This is a genomic window from Lentzea sp. NPDC003310 (genome assembly GCF_040610935.1).
Lineage (GTDB): Bacteria > Actinomycetota > Actinomycetes > Mycobacteriales > Pseudonocardiaceae > Lentzea.
This window is the reverse complement of sequence record NZ_JBEXNC010000010.1, coordinates 143,250-161,536: the sequence shown is the minus strand read 5'-3', so window position 1 is coordinate 161,536 and position 18,287 is coordinate 143,250. Positions and strand designations below refer to the sequence as shown.

Sequence of the window (18,287 nt, the reverse complement as noted above, 5' to 3'; positions counted from 1 at the left end):
GCAGTCAAAAGGAGAGACCGAGATGGCGCAGCTCAGAGGCATCAGAGGCGTGAAGATCCCGGTGACCGACCTCGCCCGGAGCACCGCCTGGTACCGCGACGTCTTCGGGTTCGAGCCCGAGTGGGAGTTCGCCGACGAGGACGGCGTAGTGCGCGGTGTCGCGGGCTACGTGGGCGGAGGGGTGGCGGGGCTCAGCCTGCGTGAGAACCCCGAGAAGGCGCGCGCCATCGCCGGTTTCGACCCTGTCAACTGGGGAGTGGCGACCCGTCAGGACCTCGGGGAGTGGATCGCGCACCTCGACGGGCTCGGCATCCCGCACTCGCCCGAGATCGAGGCGAGCATCGGGTGGCTGCTGGTCTTCACCGACCCCGACGGCCTGGAGATCCACCTCTACACCGACGAATCCCATGGCGTGGATCACGGTGCCCGGCCGGGGTACGGCAGGCGGGTCGGCATGGCAGGCTAGCCGGCATGTCTGTCGGAACCTTGGTCCTGCTCCGCCACGGCGAGAGCACGTGGAACGCGGAGAACCTCTTCACCGGCTGGGTGGACGTTCCCCTGTCGGAGAAGGGCGAGAAGGAGGCCCGCCGCGCCGGTGTGCTCCTCAAGGAGGCCGGCGTCCTGCCGGAGATCCTGCACACCAGCCTCATGCGCCGGGCGATCATGACCGCCAACCTCGCGCTCGACGCCGCGGACCGGCACTGGATCCCGGTCAAGCGCGACTGGCGCCTCAACGAGCGCCACTACGGCGCCCTGCAGGGCAAGAACAAGAAGCAGACGCTCGAGGAGTTCGGCGAGGAGCAGTTCATGCTCTGGCGCCGCTCCTACGACACCCCGCCGCCGCCCATCGAGCCCGGCAGCGAGTTCAGCCAGGACACCGACCCGCGCTACGCGGACCTCGGCCCCGACCTGCCGCTCACCGAGTGCCTGCTCGACGTCGTCAAGCGGATGATCCCGTACTGGGAGTCGTCGATCGTCCCGGACCTGCGCACCGGCAAGACGGTCCTGGTGGCCGCGCACGGCAACTCGCTGCGCGCGCTCGTGAAGCACCTCGACGGCATCTCCGACGAGGCCATCGCCGGGCTCAACATCCCGACCGGCATCCCGCTGCGCTACGACCTCGACGAGGAGCTGAAGCCGCTCAAGCCGGGTGGCGAGTACCTCGACCCGGACGCCGCGAAGGACGCCATCGCGGCGGTCGCCAACCAAGGTCGCTGACCACATTTCGGGAAATGCACGCGTGTGCCGGACGACGGTGCGCGCGTGCATTTTTCGTATCCCGACCGTCCAAAGGACACGGTTGGGTGAACGATGTCTGACCAGGGGAGAAACAACCCCGTCCTGAGGTGTCGCGGGTATCACGGTTCACGCTTCCGCACTAGGCCAGGACACCTCTGAGCTGCTTACCATTCGCCTCGTGACCACAACGGGTTACCTCGCTGTGTCGATCGGCCTCGCGCTCATCGGCGTGATCGCTGCTTTCTTCATCGGCCGGTTCACCGCACCCAGGCAGGCCAAGAAGCCGGAAGGCCTCACGGTCGCCGACCTGATCCAACAGATCGTCCACGATTCCCACGACGGCATCGTGGTGCTGAACCACTTCGGTGACGTCGTGCTCCACAACCCCCGCGCGGAAGAGCTCGGCATCGTCCGCAACAACCGCGTGGACGACCGGGCCCGCAAGGCCGCCGAAGGTGTCCGCAACAGCAACGAGGTCGTGTACGTCGACCTGTCGCCGCTGGACGGCTACCGCACCGGCAGGCAGCCGGAGGCCGTGCACGCCGAGGTCCGGTTGCTGATCGAGGACTTCACCGTCGTCGACGCGACCGACGAGTCCGAGGCCGTGCGGCTGGAGAAGACCCGGCGCGACTTCGTGGCGAACGTCAGCCACGAGCTCAAGACCCCGGTCGGGGCGCTGGCGCTGCTCGCGGAGGCCGTGCTGGACGCGAGCGACGACCAGGAGGAGGTCCGCCGCTTCAGCGCGAAGATCATGCAGGAGGCCACCCGCCTCGGCACGCTCGTCACCGAGCTGATCGCGCTGTCGCGGTTGCAGGGCGCCGAGAAGCTGCCGGAGCTGTCCGACACCGAGATCGACGTCGTGATCAACGAGGCGCTCTCGCGGTCCAAGCTCGCCGCCGAGTCCGTCAACATCTCGATCAACGTCGACGAGCCGAGCGGGTTCGTGGTGCCGGGTGACCGGTCGTTGCTGGTCACGGCGCTGACGAACCTGCTGGACAACGCCGTCGCGTACTCGCCGCCCGGCAGCCCGGTCAGCGTGAGCCGCCGGCTCGTGGACGGGCACGTCGAGATCGCCGTGACCGACCGCGGCATCGGCATCGCCGAGGACCAGCAGATCCGCGTCTTCGAACGGTTCTACCGCGTCGACAAGGCCCGATCGCGCGCCACCGGGGGCACCGGCCTCGGGCTCGCGATCGTCAAGCACGTCGCCGCCAACCACGGCGGTGAGGTGAAGCTGTGGAGCCTGCCAGGAACGGGGTCCACCTTCACGCTGCGGATTCCCGCCGCGGCGACCGAACCCAACCCGACCCTCGTCCCCACCGGCGCGGGTGACACTGGAGGAGAGCTGTGACCAGGGTGCTCATCGTGGAGGACGAGGAGTCCTTCGCCGATCCGCTCGCCTTCCTGCTGCGCAAGGAGGGGTTCACCGCGGCGCTCGCGGCCACCGGCCAGGAGGCGCTCGAGGAGTTCGACCGCAACGGCGCCGACATCGTGCTGCTCGACCTGATGCTGCCCGGCATGAGCGGCACGGACGTGTGCAAGCAGCTGCGCCAGCGCTCGGCCGTCCCCGTGATCATGGTGACGGCGCGCGACAGCGAGATCGACAAGGTCGTGGGGCTCGAACTGGGCGCCGACGACTACGTCACCAAGCCCTACTCGGCCCGCGAGCTCATCGCCCGCATCCGCGCGGTGCTGCGCCGCGGTGGTGAGTCCGAGGACCTGCTCCCGCAGATCCTCGAGGCCGGCCCGGTGCGGATGGACGTGGAACGCCACGTCGTCACCGTCGGCGGTCAGGACATCAGCCTCCCGCTCAAGGAGTTCGACCTCCTGGAGTACCTGCTCCGCAACGTCGGCCGCGTCCTGACCCGCGGACAGCTGATCGACCGGGTCTGGGGAGCGGACTACGTGGGCGACACCAAGACGCTGGACGTGCACGTCAAGCGCCTGCGCTCCAAGATCGAACCCGACCCGTCGGCCCCGCGGCACCTGGTGACCGTGAGGGGTCTGGGTTACAAGTTCGAGTCCTGACGGACACGACCAGGTACCGTTTCCGGCGTGCGCCTGGGCGTTCTCGACGTGGGTTCCAACACCGTCCACCTGCTGGTGGTGGACGCGCATCGTGGTGCCCACCCCATCCCGATGACGTCCGAGAAGACGATCCTGCGTCTCGCCGAGCAGCTCAACGACAAGGGTCAGCTCTCGAAAGCGGGCGCTGACCAGCTCGTTCGTGCCGTCGCCGCAGCCAAGGCCTCAGCGAAGAGGTCCGGCTGCGAGGACCTGATGGCGTTCGCGACGTCGGCGGTGCGCGAGGCGGGCAACTCCGCGGAGGTGCTCGACCGCGTCCGCACCGAGACCGGCGTCGACCTGAAGGTCCTCTCCGGCGAGGACGAGGCGAAGTACACGTTCCTCGCGGTCCGCCGCTGGTACGGCTGGTCCGCGGGCAAGCTGCTCTGCCTCGACATCGGCGGCGGCTCGCTCGAGCTCGCCGTCGGCCGCGACGAGAACCCGGACCTGGCCTTCTCCGTGCCGCTCGGCGCGGGCAGGCTCACCAGGACGAGGTTCAAGAAGGACCCGCCCAGGCGCTCCGAGGTCCGCGAGACCACCGAGTGGCTCGCCGACCAGCTCGCGCCCGTGGCGCGGAAGCTGAAGCGCGCGGGTGAACCCGATCGAGTGGTTGCGACCTCAAAAACTTTCCGAACGCTGGCGCGGCTCACCGGGGCCGCGCCATCGTCTGCCGGGCCCAGGGCACGACGCGTGCTCACCGACGCGGGCCTGCGGCAGCTGATCGCGTTCATTTCCCGGATGTCGGCCAGTGACCTCGCGGAGCTGGAAGGCGTGAGCACGTCTCGCGCCCATCAGCTCGTCGCGGGCGCACTGGTCGCGGAGGCCACAATGCGAGCCCTGTCACTCACGCAGCTGGAGATTTGCCCGTGGGCCCTCCGGGAGGGTGTCATCCTCCGACGGCTGGACCACACTGACGGGACGGACCAGAGCGATACTGGACGGACTGGCCAGACCGGGGCACGGTGGAGTTGATGAGTCGAGAGAGCGGATCGGACCAGACGCAGCGCACAGTCGCTGAGCTGCTCGCCCAGTACGGGGGCAGTGCAGAGAGTGCGCCACGTCGGCGACGCCGCCGGGCGGCTGACGACGAGGCCGAGGTCCAGCAGCCGGAGACCGCACCCCAGACGATCATCGAGCGGGTCCTGTCCGACAGCGGCCGCCTGATGGCCATCCGCGACGACGACGCACCGCAGCCCGGTCGCCGCGCCGCGCCCGAACCTCCTGCGCCGCCTGCTGCCGAACGCACCGCGTACCAGCCGAAACCGCAGGTCGCGCCGCCGAAGCCGCAGCCCTCGCAGCAGCTGCCGGTGCCGCCCGCCGGTCCGCCGCAGGTCCGCAGACAGGCCCCGCCGCCTCCCGTCGCCAAGCCGGCCGCGCCCGTGCCGCCGCCTCCCGCGGCCGCCGAGCAGACCCGGCAGGTGCCGCAGGTCCGCGACCAGCCGTCGAACTCCGGCATGCCGCGCCCCGACGTGCCGGGCCGGCTGGAGGCGAGGCTCGACCAGGCGACCTCCACGCCGTCGCGCACGAACATCACCCGCCCGCCGCAGCCGTCGGGGCAGATGCCGGTTCCCGCCCCGCCGCGCGAGGCGATGACGGAGCAGCTGCCGCGCATCCCGGCGAAGGCGCCGGTCGACAAGATCGCCGCGCTCGAGACCGAGTCCGTGCTGATCGTGCCGCCCGCGCCGCCGAAGCTGCCGGAGCCGCTGCCGGGCAACCAGCCCGACGCCTGGTTCGGCGACGACGACCCGAACGCGCACACCGACCTGTCGATGCCGCCGATGGAGTCGACCGCGGCGCACCCCGCCCCGTACGTGGACGACGACTCGCAGGAGTACGCCGCCTACCGCGACGAGGACTACCTCGCGGACGAGGAGTCCGACGAGGACGAGGACGACGACGGCCCCGCCGGTCTCGACGACGCCGCCGAGGTGGACGAGGAGCCCGACGCCGCGCCGCGCTCGGCCGGCAAGGAGTGGCTGATCATGATCGGCCAGCTCGCCGTCGGCGTGCTCGGCGGTGCCGGTCTGTGGCTCGCGTTCAACTTCCTGTGGCGCTCGGTACCCGCGGCCGCACTGGTCGTGGCGCTGGCGGTTACCGTTGGTCTGGTGTTGCTGGTGCGAAAGATCCGCCGGGCGGACGATCTGCAGACCACCGTTCTGGCCGTGCTCGTCGGCCTCATCGTGACCGTCTCACCAGCGGCGATGCTGCTGGTGAAGAGTTGAGCGCCCGGATCCCGGTCGGGCTTTCCACGGCGTCGGTCTACCCGCAGCCCGCCGGAGCGGCGTTCGAGATCGCGTCCGAACTGGGGTACGACGGCGTCGAGCTGATGGTGTGGGCCGACCCGGTGTCGCAGGACATCCGCGCGGTGGACCGGCTGTCCGCCCGGACCGGGATGCCGGTGCTCGCGGTGCACGCGCCGTGCCTGCTGATCTCGCAACGGGTCTGGTCCCCGGACCCGTCCGAGCGCCTGCGCCGCGCCGTCGAGGCCGCGCAGGAACTGGACGCGCCGACCGTGGTGCTGCACCCGCCGTTCCGGTGGCAGCGCAAGTACGCCGACGGGTTCGCCGAGCTGGTCTCGTCCCTGGAGGACTCGAGCGGGATCGCCATCGCCGTGGAGAACATGTTCCCGGTGAAGCGCCCGCTGGGGCGTGGCCGGACGGTCGAGATGAACGCGTTCAAGCCGTCCGTGGACCCGACCGACGTGGGGCACCGGAACTACACGCTGGACCTGTCGCACTCCGCCGCCGCGCACATGGACGCGCTGGAGCTCGCGAAGCGGATGGGCGACGGGCTGCGCCACATCCACCTCGCCGACGGCTCCGGGGCGCCGAAGGACGAGCACATGGTGCCGGGCCGCGGCACGCAGCCGTGCGCGGAGGTCTGCGAGATGCTCGCCCGTGGCGGGTTCGACGGCCAGGTGGTGCTGGAGGTCAACACCCGGCGCGCGGGCTCGGCGTCGGCGCGGCGGGAGATGCTCGCGGAGTCGCTGCTGTTCGCCCGGCTGCACCTCGACTGGTCCACCGAGGGCGGGGCCGGGAAGGCGCGGTCCTCGCTGACCCGGTGAGTGCTCCGCGCGGGGCTCGCGGCGCGTCCGGGTTAGGGTTCGTGGTGTGAACCCGCTGCGAGCGTTGATCATGGCCGCGTCTCGCAACGAGACGGTCCGCCACCTGGTCGCCAACGCGCCCATCAGCCGCGACGTCGTGAAGAGGTTCGTCGCCGGGGAGAGCACGGCGGACGCGGTCGAGGTCGTGCGCGGGCTCGGGTTGCCGGTGACGCTCGACTACCTCGGCGAGGACACGACGGACGAGACCCAGGCCGAGCGGACCGTGCAGGCCTACCTCGAGCTGCTCGACTCGCTGCACGCCGCGGGACTGGCCGAGAAGGCCGAGGTGAGCGTCAAGCTGTCCGCAGTCGGACAGTCGCTCGACGAGGCACTGGCCCTGACGAATGCCTCCCGGATCTGCGCCGCGGCGGAGCAGTGCGGGACGACGGTCACGCTCGACATGGAAGACCACACGACCACCGACTCGACCCTCCGGGTCCTGGACGAACTGCGGCGCACGTGGCCGTGGGTGGGTGCGGTGCTGCAGTCGTACCTGCACCGGACGCTCGACGACTGCAAGCGGCTCGCGACCGCCGGGAGCAGGGTCCGGCTGGTCAAGGGCGCCTACGCGGAGCCGCCCGAGGTTGCGATTCAGGATCCATCCGAGGTTGATCTGAACTACGTGCGGTGCGTGAACGTTCTCCTCGCTGGAGAGGGCTACCCCATGTTCGCCACGCACGACCCCAGGCTGATCGAAATCATTGGCGAACGAGCCCGCTGGTATGACAAAACTGACTTCGAGTACCAGATGCTCTACGGCATCCGGACCGAGGAGCAGCGGCGTCTCGGCACTCGCGTTTATGTCCCCTACGGCGAGCAGTGGTACGGATATCTCATGCGGCGACTTGCAGAACGGCCCGCCAACGTGACCTTCTTCCTGCGGTCACTGGCCAGCCGCTCATGACCTTCTCGAAGTCCAGTGCGGTGCGGTCGCTCGGTGACGGAACCTTCACCGCGTCCCTGCCCGCCGAGTGGACCGTGGGCCCGAAGCCCCACGGCGGTTTCCTCCTCGCGGTGATGACCCGTGCCGCGGCCCAGGTGGCCGAGGCCGACCCGTTGGCCGTGTCGGCCCAGTTCCTCCGGGCTCCCGAGGTCGGGCCCGTGCTCGTGCGGACCGACGTGCGCAAGGCCGGGCGGACGGCCACGGTCATCGCCGTGTCGCTGGAGCAGCGCGGCCAGGTGTGCGTCGAGGCCTCCGTCACGACCGGGCGGATCCCCGAGCACCGGGCCGACTACGTGAACCTGCCGGCGATGCCCGCCGCGCCGCCTCCCGGGGCGGTGGAGATGGCGACGTTCCCGACCGGCGGGATCTACAAGGTCGGTGCCCTCTGCGACCTGCGGGTGGACCGGGAGTCGGCGTCGTTCCTCGACCGGCGCACGGACGGGCCGCTCACGCTCAAGCTGTGGGCCCGGCCGTCGGACGAGCAGCCCGACCCCTACTTCGCGCTGCTCGCCGGGGACCTGTCGATGCCCGTGACGTTCAACCTAGGGCGGTTCGGCTGGTCGCCGACCGTGCAGCTGACGGCGTTGCTGCGCGCGCGGCCCGCGCCGGGGTGGTTGCGGATCCACGTGACCTGCCAGGCCGTGCACGGGCAGTGGTTCGACGAGGACGCCACGGTGATCGACTCGGCCGGGCGGCTGGTGTGCCAGGCACGACAGCTGGCGCTGACCCCCGCTGTGTGAGACTTGACCGATGACGAAGATCGCGGTGCTCGGCGCGGGCAAGATCGGTGAGGCGCTGCTGTCCGGGCTCTTGCAGGGCGGTCGCGCGGCCTCGGATCTGCTGTTCACCGAGAAGCACGAGTCCAGGGCGAAGGCGCTGACCGAGCAGTACGGGTTCGAGGCCGTCACGGTCGCGGGCGCGGCCGAGAAGGCCGGCGTGCTGGTCGTGGCGGTCAAGCCGCAGGACATCGAGCCGCTGCTCACCGAGCTCGGGCCGGTGCTGCGGCCCGGCACGCTGATCGTGTCGTTGTGCGCCGGGCTGCCGACGGCCCTGTACGAGCGCAGGCTGCCCGCCGGCACCCCGGTCGTGCGGGTCATGCCGAACACCCCGATGGTCGTCGGCGAGGCCATGAGCGCGGTTTCCGGCGGCTCCAACGCCACGCCCGAGCACCTCAAGGTCGTCGAGGAGCTGCTGTCGACCGTGGGCAAGGTCGCGGTGGTGCCGGAGTCGCAGCAGGACGCCGTGACGGCGCTGTCGGGCTCCGGACCCGCGTACTTCTTCTTCCTGGTCGAGGCGATGATCGACGCGGGCATCCTGCTCGGCATCCCGCGCGACCTGGCCTCGCAGCTCATCATCCAGTCCGCGGTGGGCGCGGCGACGATGCTCAACGAGGGCTCGAACCACCCCGTGATCCTGCGCGAGGCCGTCACCTCGCCCGCCGGCACCACGATCATGGCGATCCGCGAGCTGGAGAAGCACGGCGTCCGCGCGGCCCTGCTCGCGGCCATCGAAAGCGCCCGCGACCGGTCCGTCGAACTGGGCAAACAGCACGAGGACTAGTCCGAAGTGAGGGGACGACCCCACTTGGACGTCGCAGGAGTCACACCAGTCCCGCTACTCTCAGGGCAGCACGTGCGTGTCGAACCGTCGGTGGGGAAGACCGACGGCACGACACGTGTCGAAGGATGCGGTGATTTATGCCTGCGAAGGAGAACGAACGAACAGGCCTGGCTCAGGTGCAGTTCCTGACCGTGGCCGAGGTGGCCTCGATGATGCGGGTCTCCAAGATGACCGTGTACCGCCTGGTGCACTCCGGCGAGCTGCCCGCTGTGCGGGTCGGCAAGTCGTTCCGGGTGCCGGAAAAAGCGGTGCACGCCTACCTGGAGAACGCGTACTTCGACGCTGGCTGAAGGCTGGCGAACCCCGCCGGGTAGACTGGTAGGCCGATCGTGCTTACCGGCGCGCCGTGCTTGACACGGCCAAGGCTGGGGCGCGCCAGTCAAAGCAACGTCTAGAGCTAAGGAACCCGCATGGGCTCGGTCATCAAGAAGCGCCGCAAGCGCATGTCGAAGAAGAAGCACCGCAAGCTGCTGCGCAAGACCAGGGTCCAGCGCAGGAAGCGCGGCAAGTAAGCCCGCATGCGCTCTGCCGCCGCCGGTCTCCGCGAGGAGACCGGCGGCGGTTGCGTTTTCCGGACCCGCGCGAGTGCTTGCGGCGGCACGGGTATCACCCAGTGAGACGAACGGTGAGAAACGCGGGATCGGTCGCCGCCGTTCGGGTGATTGCCCCGTAAAGCCCGCGTGACCTGCGTCAAGACGGCGTTCCGGCCCCGTGCGGTTCTCAATCCGGTCTGTAGCATCGACCAATCGCCACGCCCTTCGTGCTTGGAGTCGCATGACGCCCAAGGTCGTCCTCGTCACCGGAGTGAGCCGCTTCCTCGGCGGCCACCTCGCCGCGCGCTTCGCCGCGAACCCGGACATCGAGCGCGTGCTCGGTGTGGACACCGAGCCGCCGCCACGCGACCTGCTGCGCCGCATGGGCCGAGCGGAGTTCGTGCGGGCCGACATCCGCAACCCGCTGATCGCCAAGGTCATCTCCACCGCGAACGTCGACACGGTCGTCCACGCGTCCGTCACCGCGAGCCCGGCCGGGCCCACCGGCCGCACGGTGATGAAGGAGATGAACGTCATCGGCACCATGCAGCTGCTGGCCGCGTGCCAGAAGTCGCCCAAGGTGCAGAAGCTCGTCGTGAAGTCCACCAGCGCCGTCTACGGGTCGTCCTCCCGGGACCCGGCGGTGTTCACCGAGGACATGGGCCCCAAGGACCTGCCGTCGTCCGGCTACGCCAAGGACGCGGTCGAGGTCGAGGGCTACGTGCGCGGGTTCGGCCGCCGCCGGCCGGACGTGAACGTCACCTCGCTGCGCTTCACGAACTTCATCGGCCCGCGCATCGACACGGTGCTGACGCGCTACTTCGCCCTACCGGTCGTGCCCACCGTCCTGGGCTACGACGCTCGTGTGCAGCTGCTGCACTCCGAGGACGCCCTGGCGGTCCTGGAACGCGCGACGCTGCACGACCTGCCTGGTGTCTACAACGTGGGCGGCGACGGCGTGCTGCTGCTGTCGCAGGCCATCCGCCGGGCGGGCAGGCTGAACCTGCCGGTGCCCAGCGCGGCCGTGCCCACCGTCGGTGGCTTCTTCCGGAGCGCCCGGCTCGTCGACTTCTCGCCGGACCAGATGAGGTTCCTCAACTGGGGCCGGGTGGTCGACACGACCCTGCTGAAGAAGGAGTTCGGGTTCACGCCGCGGTGGACCACCCAGCAGGCGTTCGACGACTACGTGAACGGCCGTGGCCTGAAGCCGCTCGTCGACCCGGACACGGTCGACGCCGCAGAGCGGACCATCCTCCAAGCGGCCGCTCGTTTCCGCTGATCTTTGCCTTGAGGAGATGAACGCAGTGGCAGGAGCACGCGTTATCCCGCTGCACGACCCGGACCGCGACGCGCGCAGAGCACGCCACGTCGAGGTGGTTCCCGAGCCGGAGCAGCAGCAGTCCGCGACACCGGACTGGGAACGCAGGCTGACGGACCTGCTGGCGTTCGCGCGCAGGCGGATCGCGGGCGACTACCAGGTCGACGAGTTCGGGTTCGACAAGGACCTCACCGAGAACGTGCTGATGCCTCCGCTGAAGCCGTTGTACGAGAAGTGGTTCCGCGTCGAGACCATCGGCCTGAACAACATCCCGACGGCCGGTGGCGCGCTGATCGTGGCGAACCACTCCGGCACCGTGCCGCTGGACGCGCTGATGACGTCGTTCGGCATCGCGTCCGAGCACCCGGCGCACCGCCACATGCGCATGCTGGGCGCGGACCTGGTCTTCCGCACGCCGGTGCTCGGCGCGCTGGCCCGCAAGTCCGGCCAGACCCTCGCGTGCAACCCGGACGCCGAACGGCTGATGTCGTCCGGCGAGCTCGTCGGCGTGTGGCCGGAGGGCTTCAAGGGCATCGGCAAGCCGTTCAAGGACCGCTACAAGCTGCAGCGCTTCGGCCGCGGCGGGTTCGTGTCGGCGGCGCTCAAGACCGGCGCGCCGATCATCCCGTGCTCCATCGTCGGGGCCGAGGAGATCTACCCGATGATCGGCGACATCAAGGCGCTGGCCCGGTTGCTGGGCTTCCCGTACTTCCCGGTCACGCCGTTCTTCCCGCTGTTCGGGCCGCTGGGCGCCATCCCGCTGCCGTCGAAGTGGTACATCGAGTTCGGCGAGCCGATCCGCACCGACGTCTACGGCGAGAACGCGGCCGACGACCCGATGCTCGTGTTCAACCTGACCGACCAGGTGCGCGAGACGATCCAGCAGACGCTCTACCGCCTGCTCACCCAGCGTCGGAACGTGTTCCTCGGCTGACCAGCTCCTGCACCTCGTCGTAGCCGAACGCCTGCGGGAGCTCGCCGTCGCGCACTCGCCGGGCGGCCGCGACCGTGTGGTGCAGGGCCGTGCGGAACAGCAGTGATCCGGTGCTGATGCGCTTCACGCCCAGGTCGCCGAGCTCCTTCGGCGTGCGCTGCTGGGCCAGCACGTTGAGCGGGGCCAGGGCCGCGAGCTGCTCGATCTCGCGCGGCTCGGTGAGGCCCGCCACGAAGATCCCGTCCGCGCCGGCGTCGACGTAGCGGCGGGCGCGGGCCGCGGTCTCCTCGTGCGCGAGACCGAGCCAGTGGGTGTCGATCCGGGCGTTGAGGAAGACGCCCGGCGCACGTTCCTTGACGGCTGCGATCAGCTCTGCCTGCTCCTGCGGGTCGGCCAGGCCGTGCGGGCGGCCGTCCTCCAGGTTCACCCCGGCGACGCCGAGGCCCGCGACCAGTTCCGCGACCTCGGCCGGCGGCCTGCCGAAGCCCGACTCCAGGTCGGCGGTGACCGGGCACGGCAGGGTGCTCAGCAGCCTGGCCAGCGCGACGGCCTGCTCGCCCGCGAGACCCATGCCGTCCGGGAGGCCGTGCGCAGCGGCCACGCCGAGGCTCGTCGTGCCGATGGCGAGGAACCCGGCGGCGTGCAGCGCGGCGGCGGAGCTGTGGTCCCAGGCGTTCGGCAGCACCAGCGGTTCGTCCTGGTGGTGCAGTGCCCGGAACGCCGTGTTCTTGGCGATCCGGGTGGCGATCTCGCGGCCGGGGCAGGCGTGCGGACCGTGCCCGAACGGGTGCCGCTCCAGGCTCACCTCGACCACGCCCTGCTCGGTCTGCCGGCGCGTGACCGGGACGGGCGGCGCCGGGTTGCCGGTGCTCAGGTGACCCGCGAGAGCGTGCGTCGCCGCCCAGGCCTGGACGAGCAGGCCGATCCGGGCCGCGGTCTCCTCGTCGTGGGCTCCGGCCAGCCGTTCCACGGCGGCGTCGGCCGCGGCGGTCACGGGCTCGTGCGGCTGGTAGCACGGGGCGATCTCGGCGATGGCGTCCAGCTCGCCCCGCAGGCCCAGCGCGGCGGCCAGTTCGTCGAGGGTGGTGACCTGCACGCCCTCCAGCAGACGCTCGGTCAACGCGCGCCTGCGGGCGTGCTCCGGCCCGTTGCTGAACCTCACGACGGACGACCTGAGCCAGGCCACGCCCGTGTCTCCTGGTGGGACCTGAGGGACCGGCAGCAGCAGCTCTTCGCTCATGCCGGACGACGCTAGGGGCTCGACGCTTCGGCGCCGGCCGAAGTGTCGCGGTCGCACAATGGGCGTTGTGGAAGCACTCGCCCAGGTCGCCGGACTGCTCGCGGACAACACACGAGCGGCCATCTGTGGCGCCCTGCTCGACGGACGGGCCTGGACCGCGCGCGAACTGGCCGCGCACACCGGAGTGGCCGCGTCGACCGCGAGCGAGCACCTGACCCGGCTCGTCGAGGGTGGGTTGCTGGTCGAGCACCGGCAGGGTCGGCACCGGTACGTCGCACTGGCCGGGCCGCACGTCGCCGAGTTGCTGGAGGCGATGACGGCGTTCGCCGGGCCGCGAGTGCCGTCGCGCGGGCTGCGGGCGGCGGCGGTGTCGGAGGCGATGGCTCGGGGCCGCACCTGCTACGACCACCTGGCAGGGCGGCTGGGGATCGCGCTGAAGACGGGGTTGGTGCGGGCAGGGGTGCTGGCGGCCGGGGCGGGGACGAGCGGGGCGGGGACCGACGACCTCACCACCGATTTCGCCGTCACCGAGCCTGGCCTCGCGTGGCTGCGGGAGCTCGGCTTCGAGCCGTCGAAACGGCAGGTCAGCCGCCCCTGCCTGGACTGGACCGAGCGCGTGCCGCACCTCGCCGGGGCTGCCGGGGCGTTCCTGTGCGCGACGTTCTTCGAGCGCGGCTGGATCCGGCGGATCGGCACGTCCCGGGCCGTCGTGCTGACCCCCGCCGGTGAGCAGGGGTGGCAGGACCTAGGACTTACTTGACCCGGCGGCGGTAGGCCATCGTCGCCGCCACCGCGCCCGCCACGGCACCCGCGCCCAGGATCGACGGCACGCCGATCTTGGCCGCCTTGCGGCCCGTGCGGAAGTCGCGGATCTCCCAGCCCTTGCGGCGCGAGATCTCGCGCAGCTGCGAGTCCGGGTTCACGGCCACGGCGGTGCCGACCACCGAGAGCATCGGCACGTCGTTCGACGAGTCCGAGTACGCGGTGCAGCGGCGCAGGTCGAGGCCCTCCTTGGCGGCGAGCGACCGGACCGCCTGGGCCTTGGCCTTGCCGTGCAGCAGGTCGCCGACGAGACGGCCGGTGTAGATGCCGTCCTCGGACTCCGACACGGTGCCGAGCGCGCCGGTCAGGCCCAGCCTGCGGGCGATGATCTGGGCGAGCTCGACGGGGGTGGCGGTGACCAGCCAGACGCGCTGGCCCGCGTCGAGGTGCATCTGGGCGAGCGCCTGGGTGCCCTTCCAGATGCGGTCGGCCATCAGCTCGTCGTAGATCTCCTCGCCGAGCGAGACCAGTTCGGCGACGCTGCGGCCCGAGACGAACGACAGCGCCTGCTCGCGCGAGGCCTTGACCGACTCCGGGTCCTCGCGGCCACCGACGCGGAACTTCAGCTGCTGCCAGACGAAGCCCGCGAGGTCGGACGACGAGAAGTACTTGCGCGCGGCCAGGCCCCGCGCGAAGTGGAAGATCGAGGCGCCCATCATCATCGTGTTGTCGACGTCGAAGAAGGCCGCGGCGGTCAGGTCCGGCGGGACCGACAGCGACAGTTCGAGCTCCGGGGCCATCGCGGCGGCCTGGATCGCCGCCTCCGCCGAAGCCTCGCCGGCGAGTTCGGCCGCCCGGTCGCTCTCCACGTCACGCTTGCCTGCCATGTCACAAGCCTAGCGATCAGCGCGCCGAACCTGCTTGGAGCTGGTGCACGCCGCGCTGAGCGCGTTCGATTCGTATCCTTGATCACGCCACGTGGTCGAGGCAACACGGAGCGATGTGCGCCGTTCGACCTGCTGCGGGCGATCTGCTCGCCGCGTCCGGACTCCCGCCGATTGCGGACCGTGGGCGTTCCATCCCTGGACCGGGCGGCTCGTGCACGTGCTGCCGCCCGTCATCACGCGAGGCGCCGTGCTCAGCCGAAGCTGATCCCCGGCAGCAGCGGCAGCGAGATGCTCGGCAGCGGCAGGGGCAGCGGGATCGTGATGCCCGGCTTGCCGGACGAGGGCGGGGTGGAGGTGCCCGGTTTCGCCGACGGCGCCGTCGACGTGCCGGGAACCACCGACTGCGTGGGCTGCACCGACGGGTTCGCCGAGCCGGACGGCACCGGCAGGCCCGAGGGGACCGGCTGCGTCGAGGACGGCCTGGAGCCGGGCGACGAGTTCGGGTCGGTCACCACCGACGCGCACGGGTCCTTCGCCGGCAGCGGGCCGAGCGGGTCGGACGAACCGCTGACCACGGCGTCGCAGCCCGCGCGGGCCGCCAGGTCGTGGGCCCGCTGGGCGATGCTCGCGAGCAGCCACATCGTGGTGTCGGCGTGGGCGCGCGCGTCGTCGGGCAGGCGGGAGCGCAGGGTGCCGAGCTTCACGTACTGGGCCAGCGCCCACTCGTTCAGCACGGGCAGGGCCTTCTGGTCGGACGAGGTCGCGTACTCGGTGAGCCTGCGGGCGCCCTCGACGGCGTCGGCGTCCAGGTCGGACAGGGCCGTGAGCTGCGCGGACGAGTCCGAGTCGCGGTCGGCGAGGGTCTCCATCTCGGTGACCCTGGACGTGGCGAACTCCAGGTGCTTGAAGGCCTTGTCCTCGTCGCCGAAGGTCAGGCCGAGCGAGGCGCTCTCGGTGGTGCGCTTGATGCCGTAGAGCGGGTCTCCCGGGAGCGCGTCACGGCTGAGCAGCACGCTCATACCGGTGAGGGACAGCAGCAAGCAGAGCACCGCGGCTGCTGCGACTGCTACTCGTGCGCGCGCTCCCACCCGTCTTACCGACGAGAGCACCAGTGGTTTCTCCGGTGGGGGAGCCGTGAGGACGCGCTGTCTCATCCGTTCGCGCGCCTCGGCGTCCGGGCCGACGTCCATCCGCCGGAGGAGTTCGACGATCGCGAGGTCCTCAGCGAGGTCGTCGTTCCCCACCGGCTGTGGGCCGCCTTCAACGGCACGGGCGAATCGCTCGTGCTCCGTCTGCCGCCACCGCGGTGTTCTTCCCTTGCCGTCCATCTCAGCCCGAGTAACGAAGTTGATCTGCTTTGGGTTACGCCCCTGCGATCGCGATCACCGCAACCAGGACGGGAGGATCTGTGCGAGCCGCCTGACGGCCCGGTGTTGCAGTGCCTTCACGGCGCCCTCGTTGCGGTCCATGAGCTGCGCGACCTCGGACACCGACTTGCCCTCGATGAACCTCAGCACGATGCACTCGCGCTGGTCGTCACCCAACTGGGAAACGCACCGGAGCAGCTCCGCGTTGGTCGCCTCGGTCATGACCTCCTGCTCGGGGCCGCTCGTCTCCTCGCGGTTGTCCTGCAGCTCGGCGGTCGTGACCTCCAGCCGGTAGCGGCTCGACTTCACGTGGTCGAACACGATGTTGCGGGCGATCGTGACGAACCACGCCCCCACGTCGCGGCCCTGGTAGCTGACCGAACCGATGCTCCGCAGCGCGCGCAGGAAAGTCTCGCTGGTCACGTCCTCGGCGAACGCGCGGTCGCCGCCCACCCGGAAGAGGACATAGCGGAAGACCATGTCGACGTACTTGTCGTACAGCACCCCGAACGCCTCGGTGTCACCCGACTGGGCGGCTTTGACGAGCTGCCACGGCTCGTCGGAAGCGTCGTCGTGCTGACCCCCCGCCATGGCTCGGGTGGTCCTGATCGTGTTCGGTCGTGCCCGCGCGGTCATCGGCTCGCGGCACCTCCACAGAGTCGCCGTGGCGGCAGCATACGTGTTGTTACTCCGTAGTAGGTAGCGGACGGGTTCCCAGGAGGAGACGCGCGAACCGCGGCTTCATGACGCCCGTCACGCGTGGAACACTGCTCCAAGCGTCCAGTTGTTCATGAGGAGGCCATGTTGACTTCCGCTCGCAATGTCTCAGATCTGGTCCGTGCTTCGGCACAGCGGGGACCCGGCCACGTCGCCTTGGTCGACGTGGCGAGCGGAAAAAGCTTCACGTGGGAAACCATCGACGGCGCGATCGACGCTTTCGCCCGCCATTTGGCTGATTCAGGACTCGAATCAGGGGACCGGGTGGCGGTACGGCTGCCCACGAGCCCCGAGTTCGTGGTCGCCGTGTTCGGCGTCCTGCGCGCCGGCGGTGTCGTGGTGCCCACCGGACCGGGCAACCCGCCGCGCGAGCTGCAGCGCATCCTGGCCGACTCCGGCGCCACGTTGCTCGTCGGCGACGGCGAGGGTTCCGACGCCACGGTGATCGCCGGGCCGGACGTCGAGGCGACCGCCGAGCCGTTCGAGGCCGTCCGCGGCGGCGAGGACCTGGCCGTCCTCGGCTACACCTCGGGCACGTCCGGCGTGCCGCGCGGTGCGATGCTCTCGCACCGGGCGCTGCTCGCGAACGTCGCGCAGTGCGCCGCCCTGCGCCCCGCCCCCGTGACGGCGGGCGACCGGGTGCTGCTCGCGCTGCCGCTGTTCCACGTCTACGGCCTCGGCCCCGGCCTGCTGCAGGTCGCGGGCGCCGGTGCCACGGCGGTCCTGCTGGAGCGCTTCGAGCCCGCCCACGCGCTCGACGTCATCGAGGAGCACCGCGTCACCACGATGGTCGGCGTGCCCCCGATGTACCGGGCGATCCTCGCCCACCCCGTCGAACTGCTGCGCGAGAAGCTCGCCACGGTCCGCCTGTTCACCTCGGGCGCGGCACCGCTCCCGGCCGGCGTCATCGCCGAGATGAAGGGCGCGATCGGCATTCCGATCTACGAGGGCTACGGCCTCACCGAGACCGGCCCCGTGCTCACGTCCACCCTGGTCGGGGGCACGCCGAAGCCCGGTTCGGTCGGCCAGGCGCTGCCCGGCGTCGAGATCCGGCTCGTCGACACGGACGGCTCGGTGCTCGACATCGACGAGGACGAGCCCGGCACCGGCCTGGTCTCCGCGAAGGGCGACAACCTCTTCAGCGGCTACTGGCCCGACGGCGCGCACGGCCCGGACTCCTCCGGCTGGTTCCGCACCGGCGACGTCGGCTTCATCGACGCCGACGGCGACCTGCACCTGGTCGACCGCGCGGGCGACCTGATCATCGTCAACGGCTTCAACGTGTACCCGCACGAGGTCGAGCAGGTCATCGGCGAACTGGCCGGCGTGCTGGAGGCCGCGGCCGTCGGCGTGCCGGACGAGAAGACCGGCGAGTCGGTCAAGGTCGTCATCGTCCTGCGCGACGGCCAGGAGCTGACCAGCGACGACGTCGTCACCCACTGCGCCGCCCGCCTCGCCAAGTTCAAGGTGCCGACGGCGGTCGAGTTCGCCCCGGCCCTGCCGCACTCGCCGACCGGCAAGCTGGCGCGCGCGGTGCTCCGCAGGCCCCTGGGAGCATGA

Annotated in this window: 20 protein-coding genes; 16 read left to right on the top strand and 4 right to left on the bottom strand. The window is 70.6% G+C overall.

What is annotated here, in order from left to right:
• Nucleotides 1-22: 22 nt before the first annotated feature.
• The 14 genes from ABZX02_RS21930 (at nucleotide 23) to ABZX02_RS21865 (ending at nucleotide 11,754) form a co-directional block, all read left to right on the top strand.
• Nucleotides 23-466 (top strand): VOC family protein, encoded by a 444-nt coding sequence (locus ABZX02_RS21930; RefSeq protein WP_355300409.1) that lies wholly within the window; start codon nucleotides 23-25, stop codon nucleotides 464-466.
• Nucleotides 467-471: 5 nt separating this feature from the next.
• Nucleotides 472-1,218: a phosphoglyceromutase gene (locus tag ABZX02_RS21925; protein WP_355300408.1), complete on the top strand. Its 747-nt coding sequence runs from the start codon at nucleotides 472-474 to the stop codon at nucleotides 1,216-1,218.
• A gap of 199 nt (nucleotides 1,219-1,417) precedes the next feature.
• The gene (locus ABZX02_RS21920) at nucleotides 1,418-2,590 is read left to right on the top strand and encodes an ATP-binding protein (protein ID WP_355300407.1); all 1,173 of its coding nucleotides are present in this window, start codon (nucleotides 1,418-1,420) and stop codon (nucleotides 2,588-2,590) included.
• Nucleotides 2,587-3,267, top strand: coding sequence for a response regulator transcription factor (locus tag ABZX02_RS21915; protein WP_053737067.1), 681 nt, complete (start codon nucleotides 2,587-2,589; stop codon nucleotides 3,265-3,267). Before ABZX02_RS21920 ends, ABZX02_RS21915 begins: the two co-directional genes overlap by 4 nt.
• Before the next feature lie 27 nt (nucleotides 3,268-3,294).
• Nucleotides 3,295-4,275 carry a Ppx/GppA phosphatase family protein gene (locus ABZX02_RS21910; RefSeq protein ID WP_355300406.1) on the top strand — a complete coding sequence of 327 codons (981 nt, stop codon included), beginning with the start codon at nucleotides 3,295-3,297 and terminating at the stop codon, nucleotides 4,273-4,275.
• On the top strand, nucleotides 4,275-5,525 hold the full coding sequence (locus ABZX02_RS21905; RefSeq protein WP_355300405.1) for a hypothetical protein: 1,251 nt from the start codon (nucleotides 4,275-4,277) through the stop codon (nucleotides 5,523-5,525). The genes ABZX02_RS21910 and ABZX02_RS21905 overlap by 1 nt, the downstream gene beginning before the upstream one ends.
• The gene (locus ABZX02_RS21900) at nucleotides 5,522-6,367 is read left to right on the top strand and encodes a sugar phosphate isomerase/epimerase family protein (RefSeq protein WP_355300404.1); all 846 of its coding nucleotides are present in this window, start codon (nucleotides 5,522-5,524) and stop codon (nucleotides 6,365-6,367) included. Before ABZX02_RS21905 ends, ABZX02_RS21900 begins: the two co-directional genes overlap by 4 nt.
• A 46-nt stretch (nucleotides 6,368-6,413) precedes the next feature.
• On the top strand, nucleotides 6,414-7,310 hold the full coding sequence (locus tag ABZX02_RS21895) for a proline dehydrogenase family protein (RefSeq protein WP_355300403.1): 897 nt from the start codon (nucleotides 6,414-6,416) through the stop codon (nucleotides 7,308-7,310).
• Nucleotides 7,307-8,089, top strand: coding sequence for a thioesterase family protein (locus ABZX02_RS21890; protein ID WP_355300402.1), 783 nt, complete (start codon nucleotides 7,307-7,309; stop codon nucleotides 8,087-8,089). The genes ABZX02_RS21895 and ABZX02_RS21890 overlap by 4 nt, the downstream gene beginning before the upstream one ends.
• A gap of 10 nt (nucleotides 8,090-8,099) precedes the next feature.
• Nucleotides 8,100-8,909 carry a pyrroline-5-carboxylate reductase gene (gene proC, locus ABZX02_RS21885; protein ID WP_355300401.1) on the top strand — a complete coding sequence of 270 codons (810 nt, stop codon included), beginning with the start codon at nucleotides 8,100-8,102 and terminating at the stop codon, nucleotides 8,907-8,909.
• A gap of 137 nt (nucleotides 8,910-9,046) precedes the next feature.
• Nucleotides 9,047-9,259, top strand: coding sequence for a helix-turn-helix domain-containing protein (locus ABZX02_RS21880; protein WP_030477960.1), 213 nt, complete (start codon nucleotides 9,047-9,049; stop codon nucleotides 9,257-9,259).
• A 120-nt stretch (nucleotides 9,260-9,379) separates the two neighbouring features.
• Complete coding sequence (locus tag ABZX02_RS21875) at nucleotides 9,380-9,481, top strand: AURKAIP1/COX24 domain-containing protein (protein ID WP_015105422.1); 102 nt, start codon at nucleotides 9,380-9,382, stop codon at nucleotides 9,479-9,481.
• Nucleotides 9,482-9,743: 262 nt separating this feature from the next.
• A complete protein-coding gene (locus ABZX02_RS21870) occupies nucleotides 9,744-10,781 on the top strand; it encodes an NAD-dependent epimerase/dehydratase family protein (RefSeq protein ID WP_355300400.1) in 1,038 nt (345 codons plus the stop codon).
• Nucleotides 10,782-10,797: 16 nt separating this feature from the next.
• A complete protein-coding gene (locus ABZX02_RS21865; protein ID WP_355300399.1) occupies nucleotides 10,798-11,754 on the top strand; it encodes a lysophospholipid acyltransferase family protein in 957 nt (318 codons plus the stop codon).
• Here ABZX02_RS21865 and ABZX02_RS21860 read toward each other — a convergent pair.
• Nucleotides 11,723-12,994 (bottom strand): isocitrate lyase/phosphoenolpyruvate mutase family protein, encoded by a 1,272-nt coding sequence (locus ABZX02_RS21860; protein WP_355300398.1) that lies wholly within the window; start codon nucleotides 12,992-12,994, stop codon nucleotides 11,723-11,725. The genes ABZX02_RS21865 and ABZX02_RS21860 overlap by 32 nt on opposite strands.
• Nucleotides 12,995-13,052: 58 nt before the next feature.
• Between ABZX02_RS21860 and ABZX02_RS21855 the strand changes: the two genes are divergently transcribed.
• Nucleotides 13,053-13,754 (top strand): winged helix-turn-helix domain-containing protein, encoded by a 702-nt coding sequence (locus ABZX02_RS21855; RefSeq protein WP_355300397.1) that lies wholly within the window; start codon nucleotides 13,053-13,055, stop codon nucleotides 13,752-13,754.
• Here the strand turns inward: ABZX02_RS21855 and ABZX02_RS21850 are convergent.
• From ABZX02_RS21850 to ABZX02_RS21840, 3 genes are all read right to left on the bottom strand, one after another.
• A complete protein-coding gene (locus tag ABZX02_RS21850) occupies nucleotides 13,747-14,643 on the bottom strand; it encodes an HAD-IB family hydrolase (RefSeq protein WP_355300396.1) in 897 nt (298 codons plus the stop codon). The genes ABZX02_RS21855 and ABZX02_RS21850 overlap by 8 nt on opposite strands.
• Before the next feature lie 251 nt (nucleotides 14,644-14,894).
• The gene (locus ABZX02_RS21845; protein WP_355300395.1) at nucleotides 14,895-15,887 is read right to left on the bottom strand and encodes a DUF5667 domain-containing protein; all 993 of its coding nucleotides are present in this window, start codon (nucleotides 15,885-15,887) and stop codon (nucleotides 14,895-14,897) included.
• A 138-nt stretch (nucleotides 15,888-16,025) separates the two neighbouring features.
• Nucleotides 16,026-16,601 carry a sigma-70 family RNA polymerase sigma factor gene (locus ABZX02_RS21840; protein ID WP_355300394.1) on the bottom strand — a complete coding sequence of 192 codons (576 nt, stop codon included), beginning with the start codon at nucleotides 16,599-16,601 and terminating at the stop codon, nucleotides 16,026-16,028.
• Between the two features lie 210 nt (nucleotides 16,602-16,811).
• Between ABZX02_RS21840 and ABZX02_RS21835 the strand changes: the two genes are divergently transcribed.
• Entirely contained in the window at nucleotides 16,812-18,287 is a 1,476-nt protein-coding gene (locus ABZX02_RS21835) for an AMP-binding protein (RefSeq protein ID WP_355300393.1), read from the top strand.

Excerpts from the sequence above, each read along its gene's own strand:
- ABZX02_RS21930 (WP_355300409.1), top strand. The coding sequence starts at position 23 with ATGGCGCAGCTCAGAGGCATCAGAGGCGTGAAGATCCCGGTGACCGAC.
- ABZX02_RS21925 (WP_355300408.1), top strand. The coding sequence starts at position 472 with ATGTCTGTCGGAACCTTGGTCCTGCTCCGCCACGGCGAGAGCACGTGG.
- ABZX02_RS21905 (WP_355300405.1), top strand. The coding sequence starts at position 4,275 with ATGAGTCGAGAGAGCGGATCGGACCAGACGCAGCGCACAGTCGCTGAG.
- ABZX02_RS21890 (WP_355300402.1), top strand. The coding sequence starts at position 7,307 with ATGACCTTCTCGAAGTCCAGTGCGGTGCGGTCGCTCGGTGACGGAACC.
- proC (WP_355300401.1), top strand. The coding sequence starts at position 8,100 with ATGACGAAGATCGCGGTGCTCGGCGCGGGCAAGATCGGTGAGGCGCTG.
- ABZX02_RS21880 (WP_030477960.1), top strand. The coding sequence starts at position 9,047 with ATGCCTGCGAAGGAGAACGAACGAACAGGCCTGGCTCAGGTGCAGTTC.
- ABZX02_RS21875 (WP_015105422.1), top strand. The coding sequence starts at position 9,380 with ATGGGCTCGGTCATCAAGAAGCGCCGCAAGCGCATGTCGAAGAAGAAG.
- ABZX02_RS21870 (WP_355300400.1), top strand. The coding sequence starts at position 9,744 with ATGACGCCCAAGGTCGTCCTCGTCACCGGAGTGAGCCGCTTCCTCGGC.
- ABZX02_RS21865 (WP_355300399.1), top strand. The coding sequence starts at position 10,798 with ATGAACGCAGTGGCAGGAGCACGCGTTATCCCGCTGCACGACCCGGAC.
- ABZX02_RS21860 (WP_355300398.1), bottom strand. The coding sequence starts at position 12,994 with ATGAGCGAAGAGCTGCTGCTGCCGGTCCCTCAGGTCCCACCAGGAGAC.
- ABZX02_RS21855 (WP_355300397.1), top strand. The coding sequence starts at position 13,053 with ATGGGCGTTGTGGAAGCACTCGCCCAGGTCGCCGGACTGCTCGCGGAC.
- ABZX02_RS21850 (WP_355300396.1), bottom strand. The coding sequence starts at position 14,643 with ATGGCAGGCAAGCGTGACGTGGAGAGCGACCGGGCGGCCGAACTCGCC.
- ABZX02_RS21840 (WP_355300394.1), bottom strand. The coding sequence starts at position 16,601 with ATGGCGGGGGGTCAGCACGACGACGCTTCCGACGAGCCGTGGCAGCTC.
- ABZX02_RS21835 (WP_355300393.1), top strand. The coding sequence starts at position 16,812 with ATGTTGACTTCCGCTCGCAATGTCTCAGATCTGGTCCGTGCTTCGGCA.